Genomic DNA, 20,674 nt, shown 5'->3' with positions numbered 1-20,674 from the left:
CGGCGGGGGGGGGGGGGGGGGGGGGGCCCCGCGCCCCCCCCCCCCCGGCGGGGGGGGGGGGCCGCGCGCGGCCCCCCGGGGGGTGGGGGGTGGCGGGGGGGGGGGGGGGCCCCACCCCCCCCCCCCCCGCCCCTGCCCCCTCTCACATCCCGCTGCGCGGCCCCGGCAGGCCCGCCCGTGACGAGCCCGCGTACGCGTCGCGCGCGTGCTCCGCCGCCAGGGCGGACGCCGCCGACGCGGTCGAGCCCACCGCACCCGCTCCCGCCGTCCGCCGCACCTGCGGCGGTACGCCGGTCTCCGGGTGCAGGGACGGCGGCCCCACCGGCGCCCCCGCCGGGGACGCCGCGACCGGCGCCGGCTCGCTGTCCACCGGCGGGCGTTCACTCTGCGGCCGGCGGGCACGGTACGCCGCCCGGTACGCGGCCGGCGACGAGCCGAGCTGCCGCCGGAAGTGACCGCGCAGGGCCACCGGCGAGCGGAACCCGCACCGGCCGGCGACCTCGTCGACGGAGTAGTCCGACGTCTCCAGCAGACGCTGGGCCTGCAGCACCCGCTGGGTGATCAGCCACTGCAGCGGCGCACTGCCGGTCAGGGACCGGAAGCGGCGGTCGAACGTCCGCCGGCTCATGTACGCGCGGGCCGCCAGCGTCTCCACGTCGAACTGCTCGTGGAGGTGCTCCAGCGCCCAGGCGACGACCTCGGCGAGCGGGTCGGCGCCGATCTCCTCCGGTAAAGAGCGGTCGAGATAGCGCTCCTGCCCGCCCGAACGGCGGGGCGGTACCACCAGGCGCCGGGCCAGCGCGCCCGCCGCCTCGTTGCCGTGGTCCGTCCGCACGATGTGGAGGCAGAGATCGATTCCGGCCGCCGTACCCGCCGACGTCAGGACGTCGCCGTCGTCGACGAACAGCTCCCGCGGATCGACGTGCACCGACGGATAGCGCTTGGCCAGCGTCGGCGCGTACATCCAGTGGGTGGTGGCCGGACGGCCGTCCAGCAGACCCGCCGCCGCCAGCACGAACGCGCCGGTGCACAGGCCCACGATGCGGGCGCCCTCCTCGTGCGCCCGGCGCAGTGCGTCGAGCGCCTCCGCCGGTGGCGGGGAGGTGATCGAACGCCAGGCCGGCACGACGACCGTGCCCGCCCGGGAGATCGCCTCCAGGCCGTGTGGTGCGGTGAGTTCCAGGCCCCCTGTGGTCCGCAGCGGGCCGTCCTCGCCGGCGCACACCAGTAAGCGGTAGCGCGGCACGCCGGCGTCCTGGCGGTCAATCCCGAACACCGACAGCGGAATGGAACTCTCGAAAATGGGGCCGCCGCTGAACAGCAGCACCGCGACGATCTCCTTGCGGCGTCGCCCGGACAGTTTCCGGACCGCGGCTTCCGGCGCGGCAGTGGAGTCGTGGCTCATCCTGCTAAGCCCCCCTCGGTGGTCGCGGCTCCTCGGTTGTGTCGCTCCTGCACGTTTCCCCTCGGTCCTGCACGAGTCCCCCGCCGTAGACAGTCAAGATCGAATCTACTGTGTCGCGTGATGCCGGAGTGGCCAGTTCAGCACCCGGCACATTGTCGACATGGCAACTTGGCGTGAAGCATTCGATCACGAAGCGTTGCACTCGTGGGAGGCGCAGGGAAGTGCGCCTCGTCGCGGTGGCCAATCTCCGTAGGGTGCGCAGGGTCCCGGAGACCCTTTCCGTGCAGGTCGAACGGGGGGTGGGGGGTGGTTAAGGCAAGGGATGCGCGGTATCCGGAAGTTGGCTGAAAAGATACGGTCGCGTGCGTGAAAACCGGTCAGCCGACCGGTGTGCTTCCGCCGCTGTGACGACCGCCACGGTGAGACCCCGTTCCGGTGCGCTGACGGCGTCCGCGACGCGGCGTGCGCGGCGCGGGCGACCCCGGCCCGTACGGAGCCTGTGCCCGCTGTGGCGCACGTGACTCCTGTGATTCCCGAGTCTGTTGTTGCTTTCGGCGCTCGGCCGGCGTGCGGGCCGCGTACCGCTCGGACCGGCGCAGCAGCAGCCGGCAGGCGGCCGTGACGGCGGCGAGGCCGAGCGCGGTGCCCGCGGCGCCGGCCAGGGAGCTGCCGTACCAGAGGAGGACCACCGGGACCAGGACGCAGCTGAAGGCCGCCCAGCGGATCAGGTCGGTGGTCCGGTCGTCGCCGGTGTGGGCCTCCGGGTCCGGGCGGGACGAGGGCATGCGGCGGGCTCCTCCCTGCGGCGGTTCGTCACCGGGATCAACGCCTGTTCGGCGGGTCGGTCACTCACGCCCTGAGCCACGGGAAATTGAATCCTGTGCAAACCGCCTGTACGGGGCAGCAACCATTGCGTTACGGGCGCACCCTCGTGCATGCTCCCTGGAACCCCCACGGACCACGCGCGGGACCTGGGCCGACGAAGCGTGCCGCCGTACCCTTGGGGGTATGGGGTTGGGAAGATGATTCCCGGACACAGCTCCGCCGCTCCAGCTCGTCCCACCCGTATAAGGATCGATACGCCGAGACAGCCATGGCCGGTCACGAATTCTTCGAACCCGCGGACCGCAAGCGGCCGGTCGCCGACCCCACGGCGGCCGATCCCCTGGCGGCGGAAGAAGCACGCCCTTCCTGCGATCCCGCCTTCAAGCACGGCGTCGTCGTCGGCTTCGACGGCTCCACCTCCAGTGAGCGCGCCCTCGCCTACGCGATCGGCATGGCCCACCGCTCCCGCGCGGGTCTGATCATCGTGCACGTCGCCAACCGGCTGCCCACCACGGTGTGGGCCGGCTGCGAGCCGCCGGTCTTCGTCGACGTGCCGGACCACCGCACCGAGGTGCTCGGTCTGGAGCTGGCCTGTGCGGACTACCTCTCCGAGGTGCCGTGGATCCTGGTCGAGCGCGGCGGTGACATCTGCCACGAGCTCGAAGAGGTGGGGCGTGAGTACGAGGCCGACGCGATCGTCGTCGGCTCGACGCACGGCATCGTCGGACGGATCTTCGGGTCCGTCGCCGGGCGGCTCGCCAAGCGGGCGAAGCGGCCCGTCGTTGTCATTCCGTAACTCGCCTTTCTCCCAGGTGAGATGAGTTCTGGGTAACCCCCGCCCCCTTTGTGCGCCGCGCGAACCTACTCGCGCGTAGAGGTGTTTGTGCCCTTGTGAAGGGCATATAACGCTCACCGCACAACTGCACAATGCATGAAGGGAGCCCGCCGTGGACAACGACGTCTCTGCGGGAAGCACCACCACGATCGTCGGCCGACTCGCCCTGGGCATCACCCTGTTGGCGTTCGGACTCGGGTACACCGGCCTGATCGACGGCGTGACGGCGGCGGACGCCGTATCCATCGCCCACTACATCGGCGGCGTCACACTGTTCGTCGCCGGCCTCTTCGCCTTCCGGGACCGCGACACGGCCACCGGTACCGCCTACGCGGCCCTCGGCGCCCTCTGGTTCACCTGGGCCGTCTCGGCCGGCGCCCAGGTCTCCGACAACGCCGCCGGGCTCTTCCTGCTCCTGTTCGCCCTCGTGGCGCTCTCCCTGACCCTCGCCGGGGGCGACCAACTGGCGCAGGGCACGCACGGGTTGTTCTTCGTCGCCCTCGCGCTGCTCGCCGTCGCGCGGCTGTCCGACACCGACTCGCTGGCCAAGGTGGGCGGTTGGTTCGCCGTCGCGGCGGGGGCGGTCGCGTGGTACGCGGCCACCGCGGCGCTCGCGCACTGGCCAACGGCGTTCCCACGGCGTGCTGCCGGCCGGGGGGTGACGGCCACCGGCTGACGCAGCGAGGAGCCGGGGTGACGGGCGGCTCCGGCTCCTGAGGGAACGACCCCCTGTGCTGGTGGCGCACAGGGGGTCGTTCATGTCCGCGCGGGGCGGCGGGGGGAGCGGTGAACTACTCCACCGTCACCGACTTCGCCAGGTTGCGCGGCTTGTCGATGTCCCGGCCCAGGGCCTTCGCCGTGTAGTAGGCGAGGAGCTGGAGCGGGATGCCCATGAGGATCGGGTCGAGCTCGTCCTCGTTCTTCGGGACGACGATCGTCTGGTCGGCCTTCTCCTGCTCCTGGTGGGCCACCGCGAGGATCTGGCCGCTGCGGGCCTTGATCTCCTCCAGGGCGGCGCGGTTCTTCTCCAGCAGGTCGTCGTCGGGCACGATGGCGACCGTCGGCAGGGCCGGCTCGATCAGGGCCAGCGGGCCGTGCTTGAGCTCGGAGGCCGGGTAGGCCTCGGCGTGGATGTAGGAGACCTCCTTGAGCTTCAGGGAGGCCTCACGGGCCACCGGGTAGCCCCGGACGCGGCCGATGAAGAGCATCGAGCGGGCCTCGGCGAACTGCTCGGCCAGCTTCTTGATCTCCTCCTCGCCCTTCATGATCTCGGCGATCTGGGCGGGGAGCTTGCGCAGGCCCTCGATGATCCGCTTGCCGTCGCGGACCGAGAGGTCGCGGGTGCGGCCCAGGTGCAGGGCGAGCAGCGCGAAGGCGACCGTGGTGTTGGTGAAGCACTTCGTCGAGACGACGCAGACCTCCGGGCCGGCGTGCACGTAGATGCCGCCGTCGGCCTCGCGGGCGATCGCCGAGCCGACCACGTTGACCACACCGAGGACCCGGGCGCCCTTGCGCTTCAGCTCCTGGACGGCGGCCAGCACGTCGTAGGTCTCGCCGGACTGGGAGACGGCGATGTAGAGGGTGTCGGGGTCGACGACCGCGTTGCGGTAGCGGAACTCGGAGGCGGGCTCGGCGTCCGCGGGGATGCGGGCCAGCTCCTCGATCATCTGGGCGCCGATCATGCCCGCGTGGTACGAGGTTCCGCAGCCGAGGATCTTCACGCGGCGGATCTGGCGCGCCTCGCGGGCGTCCAGGTTGAGGCCGCCGAGGTGCACGGTGGAGAAGCGGTCGTCGATGCGGCCGCGCAGCACGCGGTCCACGGCGTCGGCCTGCTCGTGGATCTCCTTGTGCATGTAGGTGTCGTGGCCGCCCATGTCGTAGGAGGCGGCCTCCCACTCCACGGTGGTGGGCTCGGCGGTGGTGCGGGTGCCCTCGGTGGTGTAGGTGCGGAAGTCGTCCGCCTTGAGGGTGGCCATCTCGCCGTCGTCCAGCGTGACGATCTGCCGGGTGTGGGCGACCAGGGCGGCGATGTCCGAGGCGACGAACATCTCCTTCTCGCCGATGCCGAGGACGACCGGGGAGCCGTTGCGGGCGACGACGATGCGGTCGTTGTAGTCGGCGTGCATGACGGCGATGCCGTAGGTGCCCTCGACCACGCGCAGCGCGTCGCGCACCTTGTCCTCGAGCTTCTCGGCCTCGGAGCGGGCGATGAGGTGGACGAGGACCTCGGTGTCGGTCTCGGAGAGGAACTCGACGCCGTCCGCCTCCAGCTTGCGGCGCAGGTCGGCGGCATTGTCGATGATGCCGTTGTGGACGACGGCGACCTTGAGGTCGGCCGACATGTGCGGGTGGGCGTTGATGTCGGAGGGGGCGCCGTGCGTGGCCCAGCGGGTGTGGGCGATGCCGGTGGTGCCCTTGAAGCGGGCCGGGACCTTCGCCTCCAGGTCGCGGACGCGGCCCTTGGCCTTGACCATCTTCAGGCCGGCCGTCTTCGGGGAGGTGACGACGATGCCCGCGGAGTCGTAGCCGCGGTACTCCAGGCGCTGCAGTCCTTCGAGCAGCAGAGGAGCGACGTCACGCTTCCCGATGTATCCGACAATTCCGCACATATATGTGTATCCCCAAGCTTCGGCTCAGCCGTAGACGATGCGCCGCAGTTGCCTGAGCGTGAGCTCCGGCGGGGCGACCGCACGGTATTTCAGGTCCGCCTCGATCCGTTCGAAGATCTCCGCGTTGACCAGGCCCTGGGCCTGGAGCTCGCGGTGGCGGCGACGGACGTACTCCTCGGTCGTCTCGTCGAAGTAGGCGAGCACGTCCTGGATCACCCGCAGCGCCTCGCCCCTGTTCAGGGGCGTGGAGCGCGTCAGATGATCGACAAGTTCCTCGTGCACCCGGTAGATCCTGGGGTACCGGACCGACTTTCGCAAGAATCTTGCCCGAATTCGGGCACGAGCCTGTCAAGGATCTTTGGGTCGACGTCGAACCCGGGACGGCGGGCGGAACGAGACCGTCGCTGGGGAAGATCACATCCGCTTCAGGACCGCCTGCTTGGCCATCGTGAACTCCTCCTCGGTCAGCACCCCGTCGCGGCGCAGCTCGCCCAGCTCGCGCAGCCGCCGCAGCAGCGCGTCGTGGTCGTCCTCGGCGGGCGGCGGGGCGGCGAGGGGGCGCGCGGTGGCCTCCGGCGGCCGTACGGCCTCCTCGGGGGCCGCCGCCGGGTGCGGGAGCCGGGCCTGGACGGCGGCCGCCACCAGCGCCATCAGGGGGTCCCTCTTGAAGCCCCACAGCTCCACGGCGTTGGGGTCGTACTTCGGCGGGGTCTTCGTGGGCGCGCCCCGCACGGTGAAGCACAGATGGCCGTTCTCCAGGCCGACGGCCGGGTGCCACTCCACGGCCGTGATCTCGGCGAGGGGCAGACTGCGGGCGCCCGCGGCGGCCTTGGCGTCCTCCGTCTTCCAGTTCCACTCCAGCCGGACGTGCTCGCCGTCGAAGCTCGCGGTGCCGTCCCCGGCGGACACCGACAGCGGAACGGACGGACCGGGCAGCAGATAGGCGTCCACCGGCTGGGAGGGGACCTGGTCCAGCAGCAGCGCGTTGCGGACCTCGTCCGTGAAGTACTCGGCGACGCCGTAGCGGTCCGACTCGACGATCAGCTGGTAGGGGTCGTGCGGCTCGGTCAGCCGGCCGCCGGTCGCGTGCAGCAGCGGATCGGCGCCGTCCCGGAGCCGCAGCCGCAGCCGTCCGCTCTTCTTCCCCTGCTCGAACGAGATCCCCGCCAACGCCCCCAGTGGCACCACGAGTTCGCCGAGCGTCCTGCGCAGCAGTCCGACGTTCTTGTCCCTCCCCGGAGTCAGCCGCAGGGCGTCGCCGTCGAAGACCCAGGTGCCGTCCTTCTGGATGATTTCCGCCATGAGGGGATTGTTCCATCGGCCGCTTCGCTCCGGCCCCGCCGGCGGTCGGGGACCGGACAGCACGACGGGCGCCCCCGAGGACCGTACTCGGGGGCGCCCGTCCGGATCAGAACGCGGCGATCGGGTTCTTCAGGGTGCCGATCAGCTGGAGGGCGCCCGACGGGTCCGCCAGGTCGACCATCTGCCTGTTGTTGCGCAGCTGGAGCCGGTTGAGGCAGGACAGCGCGAACTCGGGGGCGAACATGTCGTACTGCCGGAACTTGTCGGCGAGTTCGGGCGTCGCCTCCTGGTACTCGCGGGTCACCTCGGCGACCGTGCGCCAGAAGTCGTCCTCCTCCAGGATCCCCTCGGCGGCCAGGTTCGCCGCGAGGAAGCGGAAGAAGCAGTCGAAGACGTCGGTGAAGATCGACAGGAGTTTCTTGTCCTCGGGCACCTCGACGCGGATGCGCCGCACCTCGGGCGGCAGCACCGCGTCCGGGTCCATGACCGCGATCTCCTCGGCGATGTCCTTGTAGACCGCCCGCTGCACGACCCCGTCCCTCAGCACGAGGATCGTGTTCTCGCCGTGCGGCATGAAGACCAGGTCGTAGGCGTAGAAGCTGTGCAGGAGGGGCGTGTAGTACGCCTGGAGGTAGGCGCGCAGCCAGTGGGCGGGCGCGAGGCCGGACTGTTCGATCAGGGCGCCGGCCACCGACCTGCCCTCGTGGTCGGTGTGGACCAGGGAGGCCATCGTGGCGAGCGACTCGCCGTCCTGGAGGGAGGGGACGGGGCTCTCCCGCCACAGCGCGGCCAGCATCTTGCGGTACGGCGAGTAGCGGTCGGTCGCCGCCTCGTACTCCAGGTGCCGGTAGCCCACGGCCGCCCGTTCCCGGATGATCGACAGGCCGGTCGACTTCAGCACCGGGTCGTTGTCGATCAGCTGGGCCAGCCAGTCGTTGATCGCCGGGGTCGCCTCCATGTACGCCGCCGACAGGCCGCGCATGAAGCCCATGTTGAGGACGGACAGGGCCGTCTTCACGTAGTGCTTCTCGGGGTGGGTGCGGTTGAAGAAGGTCCGGATGGACTGCTGGGCCAGGTACTCGTCGTCGCCCTCGCCCAGGCAGACCAGGTTCCGGCGGGCGACCTCGGCGGCGAAGGTGACCGTCAGCTTGTTCCACCACTGCCAGGGATGGACCGGGACGAGGAGGTAGTCGGCCGGGTCGAGGCCCTGGTCGCGCAGGATGCCGTAGAAGCGCTCGACGGTCTCCTCGCCCAGCTCCTGCCGGACGAAGGACTCGTACTCGATCCCCACGCCCGCCGTGAACGCCGCCCGCGACCTGTGCGCGGCCAGCCACACCAGGCGGACCGGGCTCGCGGTCTCCGGCGCGTACGACAGGTACTCGTGGACGCCGAAGCCGAGCCGGCCGTTGTTGGCGACGAAGCAGGGGTGGCCCTCGGTCATCCCGGTCTCGATCGCCTGGAAGCCGGCCTTCGCCAGCTCGGCGGAGGTCACCTGCGGTTTGGTGAGCTTGTAGCAGGTGCCGGAGAGGGTGGAGGAGATCTCCTCCAGGTAGACCGGCAGGATCTCGTCGCTCAGGCCCAGCGTGTTCTTCAGCTCGATGAAGAAGTCCAGCGCGGCGATCGGGAGTTCGGCGCCGTCCCGGGTGCGGGTGATCGAGTCGGCGTCGACCTCCCAGTGGTCGAGGGCGCGGCGCACGGCGGTGAAGCGGTAGGACGTCAGGCCGTCGTCGCCGCGGACGACGTACCCGCCGTCCCCGGTCTCCTCGGGGGTGATCAGCCGCTCGTGGGCGAACTCGGCGAGGGCCTTGCGGACCAGGAGGCGGTTGGCCTTCTCCCAGCGCTCGGGGGAGAGGTGGGCCACGGCGTCGGCGAGGCTCATGCGCTCACCCCCGTGGCGGCCGCGAACTGCTCCCGCGTGCAGAAGCTCAGCAACGCCTTCTTCTCCGGCTTCTGGATCTCCCGCTCGGGCACGAAGCCGACGGCCTCGTTCAGGGCGTGGACGGCCTTGTTGGAGACGTCGGGTTCGACGACCACGCGGGCCGTGGCCGGGTCGGCGAACAGGTGCGCCATCACGGCGGTGATGACCGCGCGGGTGAAGCCGTGCACGGGCCGGTCGGTGGGGGCGACCAGGAAGTGCATGCCGACGTCGCCGGGCCGCGGCTCGTACAGGCCGACCAGCTCGCGGTGGCGCGGGTCGTAGTACTCCATCAGGAAGGCCGGCTCGCCGTCGTGCAGACCCAGCAGGGCGTGGTGGTGCTCGTCGGCGGCGATCTCCATGTACGCGCGCTCGACGTCCTCCCGTTTCGCGTCCTGCATCATCCAGAAGGCAGCCTTGGGGTGGGTCACCCAGCCGTGCAGCAGCTCGCCGTCCTTGACCGGGTCGAGGGGGCGCAGGGTCAGGTGGCCTATTGCGGTGGTGGTGCTCATGCGCTGAACTCCTGGAACGCGATGGTCTTCTCGACCGGGTAGTACTCGCTGCCGAGCAGCTCTCGGATGATGTAGCTGTTGCGGTACGCACCCATGCCGAGGTCGGGCGAGGTGATGCTGTGCGTGTGCACGCCCGCGTTCTGCAGGAACACACCCCGGCCGGTGGTGTCGATGGCGTAGTTTCGGGCGACGTCGAAGTTGCCCTGGGAGTCGTAGCGCAGTCTGTCCCGGATCGGCTCGAGGAACTCCGGCTCGGCGTACTTGTAGCCGGTGGCCAGGACCAGCCCCTCGGAGCTGATCTCGAAGTCCTTCTCCTGCTCCTCCTGGCGGAAGGAGAGGGTGTACGTGCCGTTCTCGTACCTCGCGCCGTTCAGCGAGGAGTTGGTGAGCAGGCGGGTGGGGACCGGACCGCCGAGGTTCTTCTGGTACAGCAGGTCGAAGATCTCGTTGATCAGGTCGCCGTCGATGCCCTTGAACAGGCCCTTCTGCTCGGCGGTGAGCCGGTAGCGGGTGGCCTCGGGCAGCTCGCGGAAGTAGTCGATGTACTCCGGCGAGGTCATCTCCAGCGTGAGCTTGGTGTACTCCAGCGGGAAGAAGCGCGGGGAGCGCGTCACCCAGTTCAGCTGGTAGCCGTGGACGTCGATCTCGCTGAGCAGGTCGTAGTAGATCTCGGCGGCCGACTGGCCGGAGCCGACGATCGTGATCGACCGCTTCTTCTGCAGCTCCGTCCTGTTCTGCACGTAGCGGGAGTTGTGGAAGAAGTCGCCGCCCAGACCGCTGACCGCCTCCGGGTAGTGCGGCGAGGTGCCGGTGCCGAGGACCAGGCGGCGGGCGCGGAAGACCTCGCCGGCCTCGGTGCGTACCGCGTACAGCTCGGCCGTCTCGTCGTAGGTCACCTCGGCGACCGTCGTGCCGAAGCGGACGCTGCTCAGCTTGTTGGCGGCCCAGCGGCAGTAGTCGTCGTACTCGACCCGCAGCGGGTAGAAGTTCTCCCGGATGTAGAACGAGTACAGCCGGCCCTTCTCCTTCAGGTAGTTGAGGAAGGAGTACGGCGAGGTCGGGTCGGCGAGGGTGACCAGGTCCGACATGAACGGCGTCTGCAGGTGGGCGCCGTCGAGGAACATCCCGGCGTGCCACTCGAAGTCGGGCTTGGACTCCAGGAAGACGCCGTCGAGTTCGTCGATGGGCTCGGTCAGGCAGGCGAGGCCGAGGTTGAAGGGGCCGAGCCCGATGCCCACGAAGTCGTGGGTCTTCTCCGTGGAGGCGGTGGACTCAGGAAGCGCGGTCAAGGGACTCTCCCAGGTACTGCTCGGCGTGGCCGGCGATCAGGTCGAGGACGGCGGCCATGTCGGCCGTCGTGGTCTCGGGGTTGAGCAGGGTGAACTTCAGGTAGTGGCGGCCGCCCACCTTGGTGCCCGCGACCACCGCGTCGCCGGAGGCGAACAGGGCCTTGCGGGCGTAGAGGTTGGCGCGGTCGATCTCGGCCGGGTCGGTGACGGCCTGCGGGATGTAGCGGAAGACCAGGGTGGACAGCGACGGCTGGACGACGACGTCGAAGCGCGGGTCGGCGGCCAGCAGCTTCCAGCCCTCGACGGCGAGGTCGCAGACCTCGTCGAAGAGCTGCCCGATGCCGTCGGCGCCCATGACCCGGAGGGTCATCCACAGCTTGAGCGCGTCGAAGCGGCGCGTGGTCTGCAGGGACTTGTCCACCTGGTTGGGGATACGTTCCTGCACCATCCGGCGCGGGTTCAGGTACTCGGCGTGGTAGGTGGCGTGGCGCAGCGTGGCCGCGTCCTTGACCAGCACGGCGGACGAACTCACCGGCTGGAAGAAGGACTTGTGGTAGTCGACGGTGACGGAGTCGGCGCGCTCGATGCCGTCGATGCGGTCGCGGTACTTCACCGAGGCGAGCAGGCCGCAGCCGTAGGCGGCGTCGACGTGCATCCAGGCGCCGAACCGGTCGCACAGCTCGGCGATCTCGGGCAGCGGGTCGATGGAGCCGAAGTCGGTGGTGCCGGCGGTGGCGACGACGGCCATGGGGGTCAGGCCGTCCTTCGCGCAGCGCTCCAGCTCGTGGGCGAGCGCGACGGTCTGCATGCGCTTGTCGTGGTCGACGGGGACGGAGACCACGGCGTCCTGGCCCAGGCCCAGCAGTTTCGCCGACTTCTTCACGCTGAAGTGGCTGACCTCGGAGGCGAAGATGCGCAGTTTCGACAGGTCGTCGCTCTTGGCCTCCTCACGGGCCAGCAGCAGCGCCTGCAGGTTGGACTGCGATCCGCCCGAGGTGAACACACCGTCGGCGGCGGGGCCGAGACCGATGCGGGCGGCCGTCCAGTCGATCAGTTTGCGCTCGATGAGCGTGCCGCCGGCCGACTGGTCCCAGGTGTCGAGGGAGGAGTTGACGGCCGAGAGGACCGCCTCGCCCAGGACGGCCGGGATGACGACCGGGCAGTTCAGGTGGGCGAGGTAGCGGGGGTGGTGGAAGTAGACGGCGTCGCGGAGGTAGACCTCCTCCAGCTCGTCCAGGACCGCCGTGGTGTCGTGCAGCGGCTTGTCGAGGTCGATCCGCTCGATGCGGGGAGCCAGGGCGTCGACCGTGACGCCGGTGAACGGACGGTCTGTGGCGGCGAGTTTGGCGGCCACCCGCTCGACTCCTTCGGTCACGGAGCGGCGGTACTGCTCCGCGGTCGTGTCATTGAGCAGGTGCGAGCGCATGGTGGGGGTCCTCCGATGGGGACGGTCCGCTGCGGAACGGACGCAGGGGCGGAGTCTCGGGTTCAACTTAGGTTAGCCTAACCTAAGTTGAATGGGCCAGAACCGGCCACTGCCGTGACGGTGATCACGTTCGTACCCGCCGGTCAACAAGCCCGGCGGGTACGGTCGTTGTCTACTCCTGCTCGCGCAGCTGTTCCTCGGTCAGGCCCTGGCGCCAGTACCCGACGAAGGTGACCCGGCGCCGGTCGATCCCCCGCTCGCCGACGAAGTGCCGGCGCAGCTGCTTGACGCACCCCGACTCGCCCGCGATCCAGACGTACGGCCGCTCGGCGGAGGGGAGCGCGGCGTCGCCCAGGGCGCCGAGGGCCATGGGGGACCCCTCGACGTCCTGTGCGTGGTGGTCGTCGCGCACCAGCCAGGTGACCTCGGCGTCCGCCGCGGTCGCCAGGTCCTGGATGGTCCCGGCGTCGTGCACGTCCAGCCAGGCGCGCACGCGCAGGCCGGCCGGCAGCGACTCCAGGATCGACGAGATCGCCGGGAGCGCCGTCTCGTCGCCCCACAGGAGCACCAGATCGGTGTCCTCGGGCGCACGGAAGCGGATCGCCCGGTTGTCGGCGATCGCCGGTCCCAGCAGCACCACCCGGTCCCCGGCGGCCGCCCGCGAGGCCCACCGCGAGGCGGGGCCCGCCGGGGCGGAGGCGCCCGGTTCGACGCCGTGCAGCACGAAGTCGATGTCGATCTCGGTGGTGCGGCCGAGCCCGTCGCGGCGCAGCGACCTGAGCGTGTACGAGCGCATCACCGCCCGCACGTCGTCCGGCAGTTCGCGCCACGCCTGCCACCAGCCGTCGCCGAGCTCGTGGCAGACCTGCGGCTCGCTCTGTCCCGGGTGCGGCAGGAAGAGCGACAGGGACTGGTCGTACCCGTCGGAGAGGAAGTACTGCAGATCCTCCCCGGCGAAACTCACCCGGACCACAGACGGCCCGAGCCGGATCGTCCGTACGACCTGAAGGGAGAAGAAGCGGAACGGGGCGGCTACGGCCGTGGTCATCACAGCTCCTGAGGCGTCGTCAGGTGTCGGTCCGGGGGCGGGGCGGCACGCCCGGGATGCGGGGCCGTGTCCCTGCACGGCCCCGGCGCGTGGCGCGAGCGGCCTCGACAGACCCGTGGTCGTCGCCCCCGCGCGCCTCTGTCGCCTGGGGGTCAGGCGACCTTCTTCGCGTTCTCGAGAGCCTCGGCGAGGTTCTCGAGGAGCGGCACGCACTTGTCGTACGACAGGATCGGCTCGGGCGAACGCGCGATGACCTGACCCGCCTTGACGGCCGGCAGCTGCTTCCACGTCGGCTTGGTGATGTCGGCCGGCTGGATGGTCGAGGAGCGGTCGTCCATCATGATGATGTCGGCCTTGTACTTGTCGACGTTCTCCCAGCTGAGCGACTCGTACCAGCCGCCGCCCTCCTTCTTCGCGCTCTCCGGCGGCTCGACGAAGTTCACGCCGAGGGCCTTGAAGTACTCGAGGTCGATGGAGAGGTTGGTGCCGGAGACGTAGAAGAGCTGGTCGGCCGCGGAGCCGGCCATGACCTTGATGTCGGGCTTGGCCTTGGCGGCCGCGCGCAGCCGGGTGGCCGCCGTCTCGAAGCGCTTCTTGGCGTCGGTGACCTCGGCCGCCGTCATGTCGGCGCCCAGCGACTCGGCGAGCTCCCACATGCGCTCCAGGGGAGCGGTGATCTGACGGTCGTAGACGGAGACGCCGACGCTCGGGGCGAGCTTGGCGATCTTGTCCTTGGAGGCCTCGGGGACGTACCACAGGGTGCCGGCGCCGTCGAACATCGTGGAGATGAGGACGTCGGGGGCGAGCGCCGCGTACTTCTCGACGTTGAACTCGTCCCAGACATTGCCCAGGATTTCGACCTTGGTGATGTCCATGTCGCCGGCCTGGACGTCGGGCTTGCCGTCGGTCGTCTTGGTCGGGCCGAAAACGCCCTTGACCTGGATGCCGTAGTCGTAGAGGGCGGCGGCGACGCCGGTGAACGCGACGATGTTCGCCGGAATCTTGTCGAGCTTCACCGTGGTGCCGCGGTCGTCCTTGAACGTCCACGGGCCTGCCTTGGCGGAGGCGTTCGCCGACGATTCCGAGCCACTGCTTTTCGCGTCGTCGTCGCCGCAGGCCGCGAGAACGGCACCGAGGCCGAGGGTGCCACCGGCGGCCAGGATGCCGCGGCGGGTGAGGTGGGTGGCTCTGGCGTTGGACATGAGTGTGGCTGCTTTCGAACGTGCGGATACCGCCTGACAGATCGAAGGTAGGTTAGCCTAACCTCAGATCTTGTCCAGAGGTGGGGCGGTGTGATCCACATCCTGTGGGATGTCTGTGCCCGGGCCTCCTTCGGCCAATTTGCCTGTAGTAATGGGGAGTTGGCCGTAATCCGCCTCTTGCTGGGACGCCATGGTCCCCAAGTGGTCACCGTGCAAGCGCCGACGGGGGACCGCCATCACCGCGGTGGTGTGCGTCGTCCTTCAAGTCCCTCAACCAGAACGCGTCGTCGTACAGCAGCCGGGACGACGGCGCGGGCACGCTGTGGGTGCTGGGCGTGGCCGTGGTGATCGGGCTGTTCCAGCGGATGCTGAAAGCGGGCCCCCTCTCCGGCGCCGTCGCCGCGCTCGGGGCGGCCGGACAGTCGGCGATGGACATCCGGGGCCTGCTGGCCTGCTGGGCGGCTGACGAGCGTCGTTCGGGCCGTTCGGGCCGGGTCGCAGCCCCGCGACCCGACCCGGACGACGGGCCCTTGGCTCTCAGCCCGCCAGACCCAACTCCCGTGCGATCAGCATCCGCTGCACCTCGCTCGTGCCCTCGCCGATCTCCAGGATCTTGGAGTCGCGCCACATGCGGGCGACCGGGTACTCGTTCATGAAGCCGTAGCCGCCGTGGATCTGGGTGGCGTCGCGGGCGTTGTCGACGGCGATCGTCGACGAGTACAGCTTCGCCAGCGCCGCCTCCTTCTTGAAGGGCTCGCCGGCGACCAGACGGCTCGCCGCGTCCCGCCAGGCCAGCCGGGCCGTGTGCGCCTTCATCTCCATGTCGGCGATCTTGAACTGGATGGCCTGGTTGGCTCCGATCGGCCGGCCGAAGGCGTGGCGCTCGCGCGCGTACTTCACCGACTCGTCCACACAGCCCTGTGCGAGACCCGTCGCCAGGGCCGCGATGGCGACACGGCCCTCGTCGAGGATGCGCAGGAACTGGGCGTAGCCCCGGCCCTCCTCGCCCAGCAGGTTCGCCGCCGGCACCCGGACGTCCGCGAAGGACAGCTCACGCGTGTCGGAGGCGTTCCACCCGACCTTGGAGTAGGGGGCCGCCACCGTGAAGCCGGGGGTGCCGGACGGGACGATGATCGCCGAGATCAGCGGCCTGCCGTCCGGCTTGCGGCCCGTCACCGCCGTGACCGTGACCAGGCCGGTGATGTCCGTGCCCGAGTTGGTGATGAAGCACTTGGTGCCGTTGATCACCCACTCGCCGGTCGTCCCGTCCAGCCGGGCCGTCGTCCGTGTGGCGCCCGCGTCCGAGCCGCCGTCGGGCTCCGTGAGGCCGAACGCGCCCAGGATCTCGCCGGAGCAGAGGCGGGGCAGCCAGGTGCGCTTCTGCTCCTCCGTGCCGAACAGGTGGATCGGCATCGCGCCCAGGGAGACCCCCGCCTCCAGGGTGATCGCCACCGAGGAGTCGACGCGTGCCAGCTCTTCCAGCGCGATACCGAGGGCGAGGTAGTCGCCGCCCATGCCGCCGTACTCCTCCGGGAACGGCAGCCCGAACAGGCCCATGCGGCCCATCTCGCGGACGATCTCGTACGGGAACTCGTGCCGCTCGTAGAAGTCGCCGATCTTCGGCGCCACGACGTCGTGCGCGAACTCCGCGACCGTGCGGCGAAGCTCTTCCAGCTCGGGGGAGAGTCGGTGGTCCATGGCGGTCACTGCTCCTTGTGGGCCTCGCGGCCCTCTCGGCCCTCAGGGTCCTCGTGGGACAGGGCACGGACGGTGCGGGACGGACTCGGCCGTCCCAGATGGCCGGCCATCCACGCGCTGGTGGCGACGAGACGGCCGAGGTCGACCCCGGTGTCGATGCCGAGGCCGTGCAGCATCCACACCAGGTCCTCGGTGGCGAGGTTGCCGGTGGCGGACTGCGCGAACGGGCAGCCGCCCAGGCCGCCCGCGGAGGCGTCGACCGTGGTGACGCCGGACTGGAGGGCGGCCAGGGTGTTGGCGAGGGCCTGGCCGTAGGTGTCGTGGAAGTGCACGCCGAGCGCGGTGACCGGGACGCCCTGTTCGCCGAGGGCGGCCAGCAGTTCGATCACGTGGCCCGGGGTCGCGACGCCGATCGTGTCGCCCAGGCTCAGCTCGTCGCAGCCCATGTCGAGCAGGGCCCGGCACACCCGCACGACCTGCGGGACCGGGACCGCCCCCTCCCAGGGGTCGCCGAAGCACATGGAGAGGTAGCCGCGGACGTGCACGCCGTCGGCCTTCGCGCGCTCCACCACCGGGGCGAACATGGCCAGCGCCTCGTCCACCGTGCGGTTGAGGTTGGCCTTGGCGAAGGACTCGGTGGCGCTCGCGAACACGGCGATCCGGCGCGCGCCCAGCGCCAGGGCCCGGTCCAGGCCGCGCTCGTTCGGCACCAGCACCGGCAGCTCCGCCGGCAGGTCGGCGACGAGCGGGAACAGCTGCTCGGCGTCGGCGAGTTGGGGCACCCACTTGGGGTGGACGAAGCTGGTCGCCTCGATCGTCGTCAGCCCCGCCCCGGCGAGGCGGCGCACGAACTCCGCCTTCACCTCCGTCGGCACGGTCGCCTTCTCGTTCTGCAGGCCGTCGCGCGCGCCGACCTCGTGGATCCTGACCCGCGTGGGCAGATTTCGGGCCGGTACGACCATGGGAAGTCCCCGTCCGCTCACCGCTCCGCCTCCTCGTCCTGCTCGTGCGGGGTGACGACGGCCAGGACCTGGTCCATGGCGACCGTCGTGCCGGGAGTGACGTCCAGTTCGGCGACCGTGCCGGCGTGCGGGGCGGAGATGACGTGCTCCATCTTCATCGCCTCCACCACCAGCAGGCTCTGCCCCGCGGCGACCTCGTCGCCGACGGCGACCTTCACGACCGTCACCGTCCCCGGCATGGGCGCGGTCAGCGAGTCGGCGCCCGCGTGCGCGGACCCGGTCAGGGACGCGGCGACCGGATCGTGGTCGCGCACCTGCCAGGCGTCGCCGTCCCGGCCCAGCCAGTCGCCGGCCCGGTCGAAGGTGTGACGGACGCCGTCGAGGGTGACGAAGACGTGGGTGTCGGTGACGGTGTGGGTGCCGCGCACCTGGTGGGTGACGGGTTCGAGGCCCGTCGCCCGCAGGTCGAAGGCCACCGGCCGGTGCGCCCCGCCCAGCCGCCAGCCGCTCGGCACGGAGAAGGGATCCGTCCACCCCTGCCCGCGGGGCTGCAGCGCCTCCAGTCGTACGGCGGCTGCGGCCTCGTAGACCTCCTCCGGTACGTCGGTGGTGACCAGCTCCTCCACCACCCGCTCGACCAGCCCGGTGTCCAGCTCGCCCGACACGACCGCCGGATGGGCCAGCAGCCGGCGCAGGAACCCGGCGTTGGTCTGCACGCCCAGTGTGACCGTCTGCGCGAGGGCGGCCCGGAGCTTCCTGAGGGCGGTCGCGCGGTCCGGCCCGTACGCGATCACCTTGGACAGCATCGGGTCGTACAGGCTGCCGACCTCGCCGCCCTCGCTGAGCCCCGAGTCGGTGCGCACGCCGTCGCCCTCGGGCTCGTACAGCCTGAGCACCGTGCCCCCGGAGGGCAGGAACCCGCGCGCGGGATCCTCGGCGCAGACGCGGGCCTCGACGGCGTGCCCGGTGAGCGTGATGTCCTCCTGCCCGAAGGGCAGGGGCTCCCCGGCCGCCACCCGCAGCTGCCACTCCACCAGGTCCAGGCCCGTGACCAGCTCGGTGACCGGGTGCTCCACCTGGAGACGGGTGTTCATCTCCATGAAGTAGTACGACGACGGATCCCCGCCGGGGACGATGAACTCCACCGTGCCCGCGCCCCGATAGCCGCAGGAACGGGCGGCCTGCACCGCCGCCTCGCCCATCGCGGCCCGCGTGGCCTCGTCGAGGAGCACGCTGGGCGCCTCCTCGATGATCTTCTGGTGGCGACGCTGGAGGGAGCACTCGCGCTCGCCCAGGTGGACCACCCGGCCGTGGCCGTCGGCCAGCACCTGGATCTCGATGTGCCGGGGCCGGTCGATCCACCGCTCGACGAGGAGCGTGTCGTCGCCGAAGGAGGCGCGGGCCTCGCGGCGGGCGGCGGCGATCTCGTCCTCCAGGGCGGCGGGGTCGCGGACCAGCCGCATGCCCTTGCCGCCGCCTCCGGCACTCGGCTTCAGCAGCACCGGTGTGCCGATCTCCCGGGCCGCCTCGACGAGTTGGGCGTCGCTGAGGCCGCTGCCGCTCGAGCCGGGCACGACGGGCACGCCCGCCGCCCGCACGGTCTCCTTGGCGCGGATCTTGTCCCCCATCAGGGAGATGGCCTCCGCCGGCGGCCCGATGAAGACCAGGCCCGCGTCGGCGCACGCGCGCGCGAAGCCGGCGTTCTCCGCGAGGAAGCCGTATCCGGGGTGGACGGCCTGGGCGCCGGTGCGGGCGGCGGCCTCCAGGAGCCGCTCGACGGACAGATAGCTCTCCGCGGCCGGCGCGGGGCCGATCCGTACGGCGGTGTCGGCCTCGCGGACGTGCCGGGCGTCGGCGTCGGCGTCGGAGAAGACGGCCACCGAGCGCACGCCCAGCGACCGCAGGGTGCGGATGACGCGTACGGCGATCTCGCCCCGGTTGGCCACGAGCACGGTGTCGAACAAGGGTCCCCTCCTCACATCCGGAAGACGCCGAACTGGGGGTCACCCAGGGGCGCGTGGGCACAGGCGGTCAGGGCCAGGCCGAGAACCTGGCGGGTCTCCAGCGGGTCGATGACGCCGTCGTCCCAGAGGCGGGCGGTGGCGTAGTAGGCGTTGCCCTGACGCTCGTACTGCGCCCGGATCGGGTCCTTGAAGGTTTCCTCCTCCTCCACGGACCACTCCTGGCCGTGCGCCTCCATCTGGTCGCGCTTGACGGTGGCGAGGACGGAGGCGGCCTGCTCGCCGCCCATGACGGAGATCTTGGCGTTCGGCCACATCCACAGGAAGCGGGGCGAGTAGGCGCGGCCGCACATGGAGTAGTTCCCGGCGCCGTACGAACCGCCGACCACGACGGTCAGCTTGGGCACGCGCGTGCAGGCCACGGCGGTCACCATCTTGGCGCCGTGCTTGGCGATGCCGCCGGCCTCGTAGTCCCGGCCGACCATGAACCCGGAGATGTTCTGCAGGAACACCAGCGGGATGCCGCGCTGGTCGCACAACTCGATGAAGTGGGCGCCCTTCTGGGCGGACTCGGAGAACAGGATGCCGTTGTTGGCGACGATGCCGACCGGGTGGCCGTGGATCCGGGCGAAGCCGGTGACGAGGGTCTGCCCGAACTCGGCCTTGAACTCGGCGAACCGGGAGCCGTCGACCACGCGCGCGATGATCTCCCGCACGTCGTAGGGGGTACGGGAGTCGACCGGGACGGCGCCGTACAGCCCGTAGGGGTCGACCTTCGGCTCGACGGCGGGCCGCACCTCCCAGGGCAGCGCGTCGCGGGCCGGAAGAGTGGAGACGATGGTCCGCACGATCCGCAGGGCGTGCGCGTCGTCCTCGGCGAGATGGTCGGTGACGCCCGACACGCGCGCGTGCACCTCGCCGCCGCCGAGCTCCTCGGCGGTGACGACCTCACCGGTGGCGGCCTTCACCAGCGGGGGCCCGCCGAGGAAGATCGTCCCCTGGTTCCGCACGATGACGGCCTCGTCGCTCATCGCCGGCACGTACGCCCCGCCCGCCGTGCACGATCCGAGGACGGCGGCGATCTGCGGGATCCCGGCCCCCGACATCCGGGCCTGGTTGTAGAAGATCCGCCCGAAGTGCTCGCGGTCGGGGAACACCTCGTCCTGCATGGGCAGGAAGGCGCCACCGGAGTCGACGAGGTACAGACAGGGCAGCCGGTTCTCGAGCGCGACCTCCTGCGCCCGCAGATGCTTCTTCACGGTCATCGGGTAGTACGTCCCGCCCTTGACGGTGGCGTCGTTGGCGACGACGACGCACTCCCGCCCGCTCACCCGCCCGATGCCGGCGATGACACCGGCGGCCGGGGCCTGACCGTCGTACATCCCGTCGGCGGCGAGGGGCGCCAGCTCCAGGAACGGTGACCCCGCGTCGAGGAGGGTGTCCACCCGCTCCCGGGGCAGCAGCTTCCCGCGCGCGGTGTGCCGCGCCCGTGCCTTCTCACCCCCTCCGAGCCGGGCGGCGGCCAGCTTGCCGCGCAGCTCCTCCACGAGCGCGAGGTGGGCTTGTTCATTGGCCTGCCAGGCCGCCGACGCGGGATCGGCCGCGCTCGTCAGCTCCGGTGCCTGCTCCATCCTGCGGTCCCCTCACCTTGTTAATGAGCGTTAACGCATTTCCTCCAGGTTAAC

Annotated in this window: 17 protein-coding genes; 2 read left to right on the top strand and 15 right to left on the bottom strand. The window is 70.7% G+C overall.

Annotated elements, in window-relative coordinates:
- Window positions 1–142: 142 nt before the first annotated feature.
- Both ACIHAR_RS36945 and ACIHAR_RS36940 read right to left on the bottom strand, forming a co-directional pair.
- Window positions 143–1,405, bottom strand: coding sequence for a helix-turn-helix domain-containing protein (locus tag ACIHAR_RS36945; RefSeq protein WP_365467336.1), 1,263 nt, complete (start codon window positions 1,403–1,405; stop codon window positions 143–145).
- Between the two features lie 377 nt (window positions 1,406–1,782).
- Window positions 1,783–2,190, bottom strand: coding sequence for a hypothetical protein (locus ACIHAR_RS36940; protein WP_400023601.1), 408 nt, complete (start codon window positions 2,188–2,190; stop codon window positions 1,783–1,785).
- A 308-nt stretch (window positions 2,191–2,498) separates the two neighbouring features.
- Between ACIHAR_RS36940 and ACIHAR_RS36935 the strand changes: the two genes are divergently transcribed.
- The gene (locus ACIHAR_RS36935) at window positions 2,499–3,026 is read left to right on the top strand and encodes a universal stress protein (protein WP_365467340.1); all 528 of its coding nucleotides are present in this window, start codon (window positions 2,499–2,501) and stop codon (window positions 3,024–3,026) included.
- A gap of 151 nt (window positions 3,027–3,177) precedes the next feature.
- Entirely contained in the window at window positions 3,178–3,741 is a 564-nt protein-coding gene (locus ACIHAR_RS36930; protein ID WP_365467342.1) for a GPR1/FUN34/YaaH family transporter, read from the top strand.
- A gap of 115 nt (window positions 3,742–3,856) precedes the next feature.
- On the opposite strand, the gene glmS is transcribed toward ACIHAR_RS36930, so the two are convergent.
- From glmS to ACIHAR_RS36865, 13 genes are all read right to left on the bottom strand, one after another.
- Window positions 3,857–5,674 carry a glutamine--fructose-6-phosphate transaminase (isomerizing) gene (gene glmS, locus ACIHAR_RS36925; protein WP_365467344.1) on the bottom strand — a complete coding sequence of 606 codons (1,818 nt, stop codon included), beginning with the start codon at window positions 5,672–5,674 and terminating at the stop codon, window positions 3,857–3,859.
- A 24-nt stretch (window positions 5,675–5,698) separates the two neighbouring features.
- On the bottom strand, window positions 5,699–5,956 hold the full coding sequence (locus tag ACIHAR_RS36920) for a hypothetical protein (protein WP_400023598.1): 258 nt from the start codon (window positions 5,954–5,956) through the stop codon (window positions 5,699–5,701).
- A 132-nt stretch (window positions 5,957–6,088) separates the two neighbouring features.
- A complete protein-coding gene (locus tag ACIHAR_RS36915; RefSeq protein WP_400023597.1) occupies window positions 6,089–6,976 on the bottom strand; it encodes a DUF4429 domain-containing protein in 888 nt (295 codons plus the stop codon).
- 106 nt (window positions 6,977–7,082) lie between these two features.
- On the bottom strand, window positions 7,083–8,855 hold the full coding sequence (locus tag ACIHAR_RS36910; RefSeq protein ID WP_400023595.1) for an IucA/IucC family protein: 1,773 nt from the start codon (window positions 8,853–8,855) through the stop codon (window positions 7,083–7,085).
- Complete coding sequence (locus ACIHAR_RS36905; protein WP_400023593.1) at window positions 8,852–9,403, bottom strand: GNAT family N-acetyltransferase; 552 nt, start codon at window positions 9,401–9,403, stop codon at window positions 8,852–8,854. The genes ACIHAR_RS36910 and ACIHAR_RS36905 overlap by 4 nt, the downstream gene beginning before the upstream one ends.
- Window positions 9,400–10,692 carry a lysine N(6)-hydroxylase/L-ornithine N(5)-oxygenase family protein gene (locus tag ACIHAR_RS36900; RefSeq protein WP_400023592.1) on the bottom strand — a complete coding sequence of 431 codons (1,293 nt, stop codon included), beginning with the start codon at window positions 10,690–10,692 and terminating at the stop codon, window positions 9,400–9,402. Before ACIHAR_RS36900 ends, ACIHAR_RS36905 begins: the two co-directional genes overlap by 4 nt.
- On the bottom strand, window positions 10,676–12,118 hold the full coding sequence (gene desA / locus ACIHAR_RS36895) for a lysine decarboxylase DesA (protein WP_365470509.1): 1,443 nt from the start codon (window positions 12,116–12,118) through the stop codon (window positions 10,676–10,678). The genes ACIHAR_RS36900 and desA overlap by 17 nt, the downstream gene beginning before the upstream one ends.
- A gap of 172 nt (window positions 12,119–12,290) precedes the next feature.
- Window positions 12,291–13,166: a siderophore-interacting protein gene (locus ACIHAR_RS36890; RefSeq protein ID WP_400023590.1), complete on the bottom strand. Its 876-nt coding sequence runs from the start codon at window positions 13,164–13,166 to the stop codon at window positions 12,291–12,293.
- Window positions 13,167–13,318: 152 nt separating this feature from the next.
- Window positions 13,319–14,368 (bottom strand): ABC transporter substrate-binding protein, encoded by a 1,050-nt coding sequence (locus ACIHAR_RS36885; RefSeq protein ID WP_400023588.1) that lies wholly within the window; start codon window positions 14,366–14,368, stop codon window positions 13,319–13,321.
- Between the two features lie 537 nt (window positions 14,369–14,905).
- A complete protein-coding gene (locus tag ACIHAR_RS36880) occupies window positions 14,906–16,066 on the bottom strand; it encodes an acyl-CoA dehydrogenase family protein (RefSeq protein WP_365470518.1) in 1,161 nt (386 codons plus the stop codon).
- A 5-nt stretch (window positions 16,067–16,071) separates the two neighbouring features.
- Window positions 16,072–17,028, bottom strand: coding sequence for a hydroxymethylglutaryl-CoA lyase (locus ACIHAR_RS36875; protein ID WP_365470575.1), 957 nt, complete (start codon window positions 17,026–17,028; stop codon window positions 16,072–16,074).
- A gap of 17 nt (window positions 17,029–17,045) precedes the next feature.
- Window positions 17,046–18,992: an acetyl/propionyl/methylcrotonyl-CoA carboxylase subunit alpha gene (locus tag ACIHAR_RS36870; RefSeq protein ID WP_365470521.1), complete on the bottom strand. Its 1,947-nt coding sequence runs from the start codon at window positions 18,990–18,992 to the stop codon at window positions 17,046–17,048.
- Between the two features lie 11 nt (window positions 18,993–19,003).
- Window positions 19,004–20,620, bottom strand: coding sequence for a carboxyl transferase domain-containing protein (locus tag ACIHAR_RS36865; protein ID WP_365470524.1), 1,617 nt, complete (start codon window positions 20,618–20,620; stop codon window positions 19,004–19,006).
- Between the last annotated feature and the right edge of the window lie 54 nt (window positions 20,621–20,674).

This window comes from Streptomyces sp. NPDC052016 (genome assembly GCF_044548445.1).
Taxonomy (GTDB): Bacteria; Actinomycetota; Actinomycetes; order Streptomycetales; family Streptomycetaceae; genus Streptomyces.
Note: the sequence above shows the minus strand (reverse complement) of the source record. Positions and strands in the feature narration are given on the sequence as shown.

Bases quoted from the DNA above. Each gene is read 5' to 3' on its own strand.
- ACIHAR_RS36885 (WP_400023588.1), bottom strand. From the start codon at position 14,368: ATGTCCAACGCCAGAGCCACCCACCTCACCCGCCGCGGCATCCTGGCC.
- ACIHAR_RS36905 (WP_400023593.1), bottom strand. From the start codon at position 9,403: ATGAGCACCACCACCGCAATAGGCCACCTGACCCTGCGCCCCCTCGAC.
- ACIHAR_RS36945 (WP_365467336.1), bottom strand. From the start codon at position 1,405: ATGAGCCACGACTCCACTGCCGCGCCGGAAGCCGCGGTCCGGAAACTG.
- ACIHAR_RS36890 (WP_400023590.1), bottom strand. From the start codon at position 13,166: ATGACCACGGCCGTAGCCGCCCCGTTCCGCTTCTTCTCCCTTCAGGTC.
- ACIHAR_RS36935 (WP_365467340.1), top strand. From the start codon at position 2,499: ATGGCCGGTCACGAATTCTTCGAACCCGCGGACCGCAAGCGGCCGGTC.
- ACIHAR_RS36910 (WP_400023595.1), bottom strand. From the start codon at position 8,855: ATGAGCCTCGCCGACGCCGTGGCCCACCTCTCCCCCGAGCGCTGGGAG.
- ACIHAR_RS36865 (WP_365470524.1), bottom strand. From the start codon at position 20,620: ATGGAGCAGGCACCGGAGCTGACGAGCGCGGCCGATCCCGCGTCGGCG.
- ACIHAR_RS36940 (WP_400023601.1), bottom strand. From the start codon at position 2,190: ATGCCCTCGTCCCGCCCGGACCCGGAGGCCCACACCGGCGACGACCGG.
- ACIHAR_RS36915 (WP_400023597.1), bottom strand. From the start codon at position 6,976: ATGGCGGAAATCATCCAGAAGGACGGCACCTGGGTCTTCGACGGCGAC.
- ACIHAR_RS36875 (WP_365470575.1), bottom strand. From the start codon at position 17,028: ATGGTCGTACCGGCCCGAAATCTGCCCACGCGGGTCAGGATCCACGAG.
- desA (WP_365470509.1), bottom strand. From the start codon at position 12,118: ATGCGCTCGCACCTGCTCAATGACACGACCGCGGAGCAGTACCGCCGC.
- ACIHAR_RS36880 (WP_365470518.1), bottom strand. From the start codon at position 16,066: ATGGACCACCGACTCTCCCCCGAGCTGGAAGAGCTTCGCCGCACGGTC.
- glmS (WP_365467344.1), bottom strand. From the start codon at position 5,674: ATGTGCGGAATTGTCGGATACATCGGGAAGCGTGACGTCGCTCCTCTG.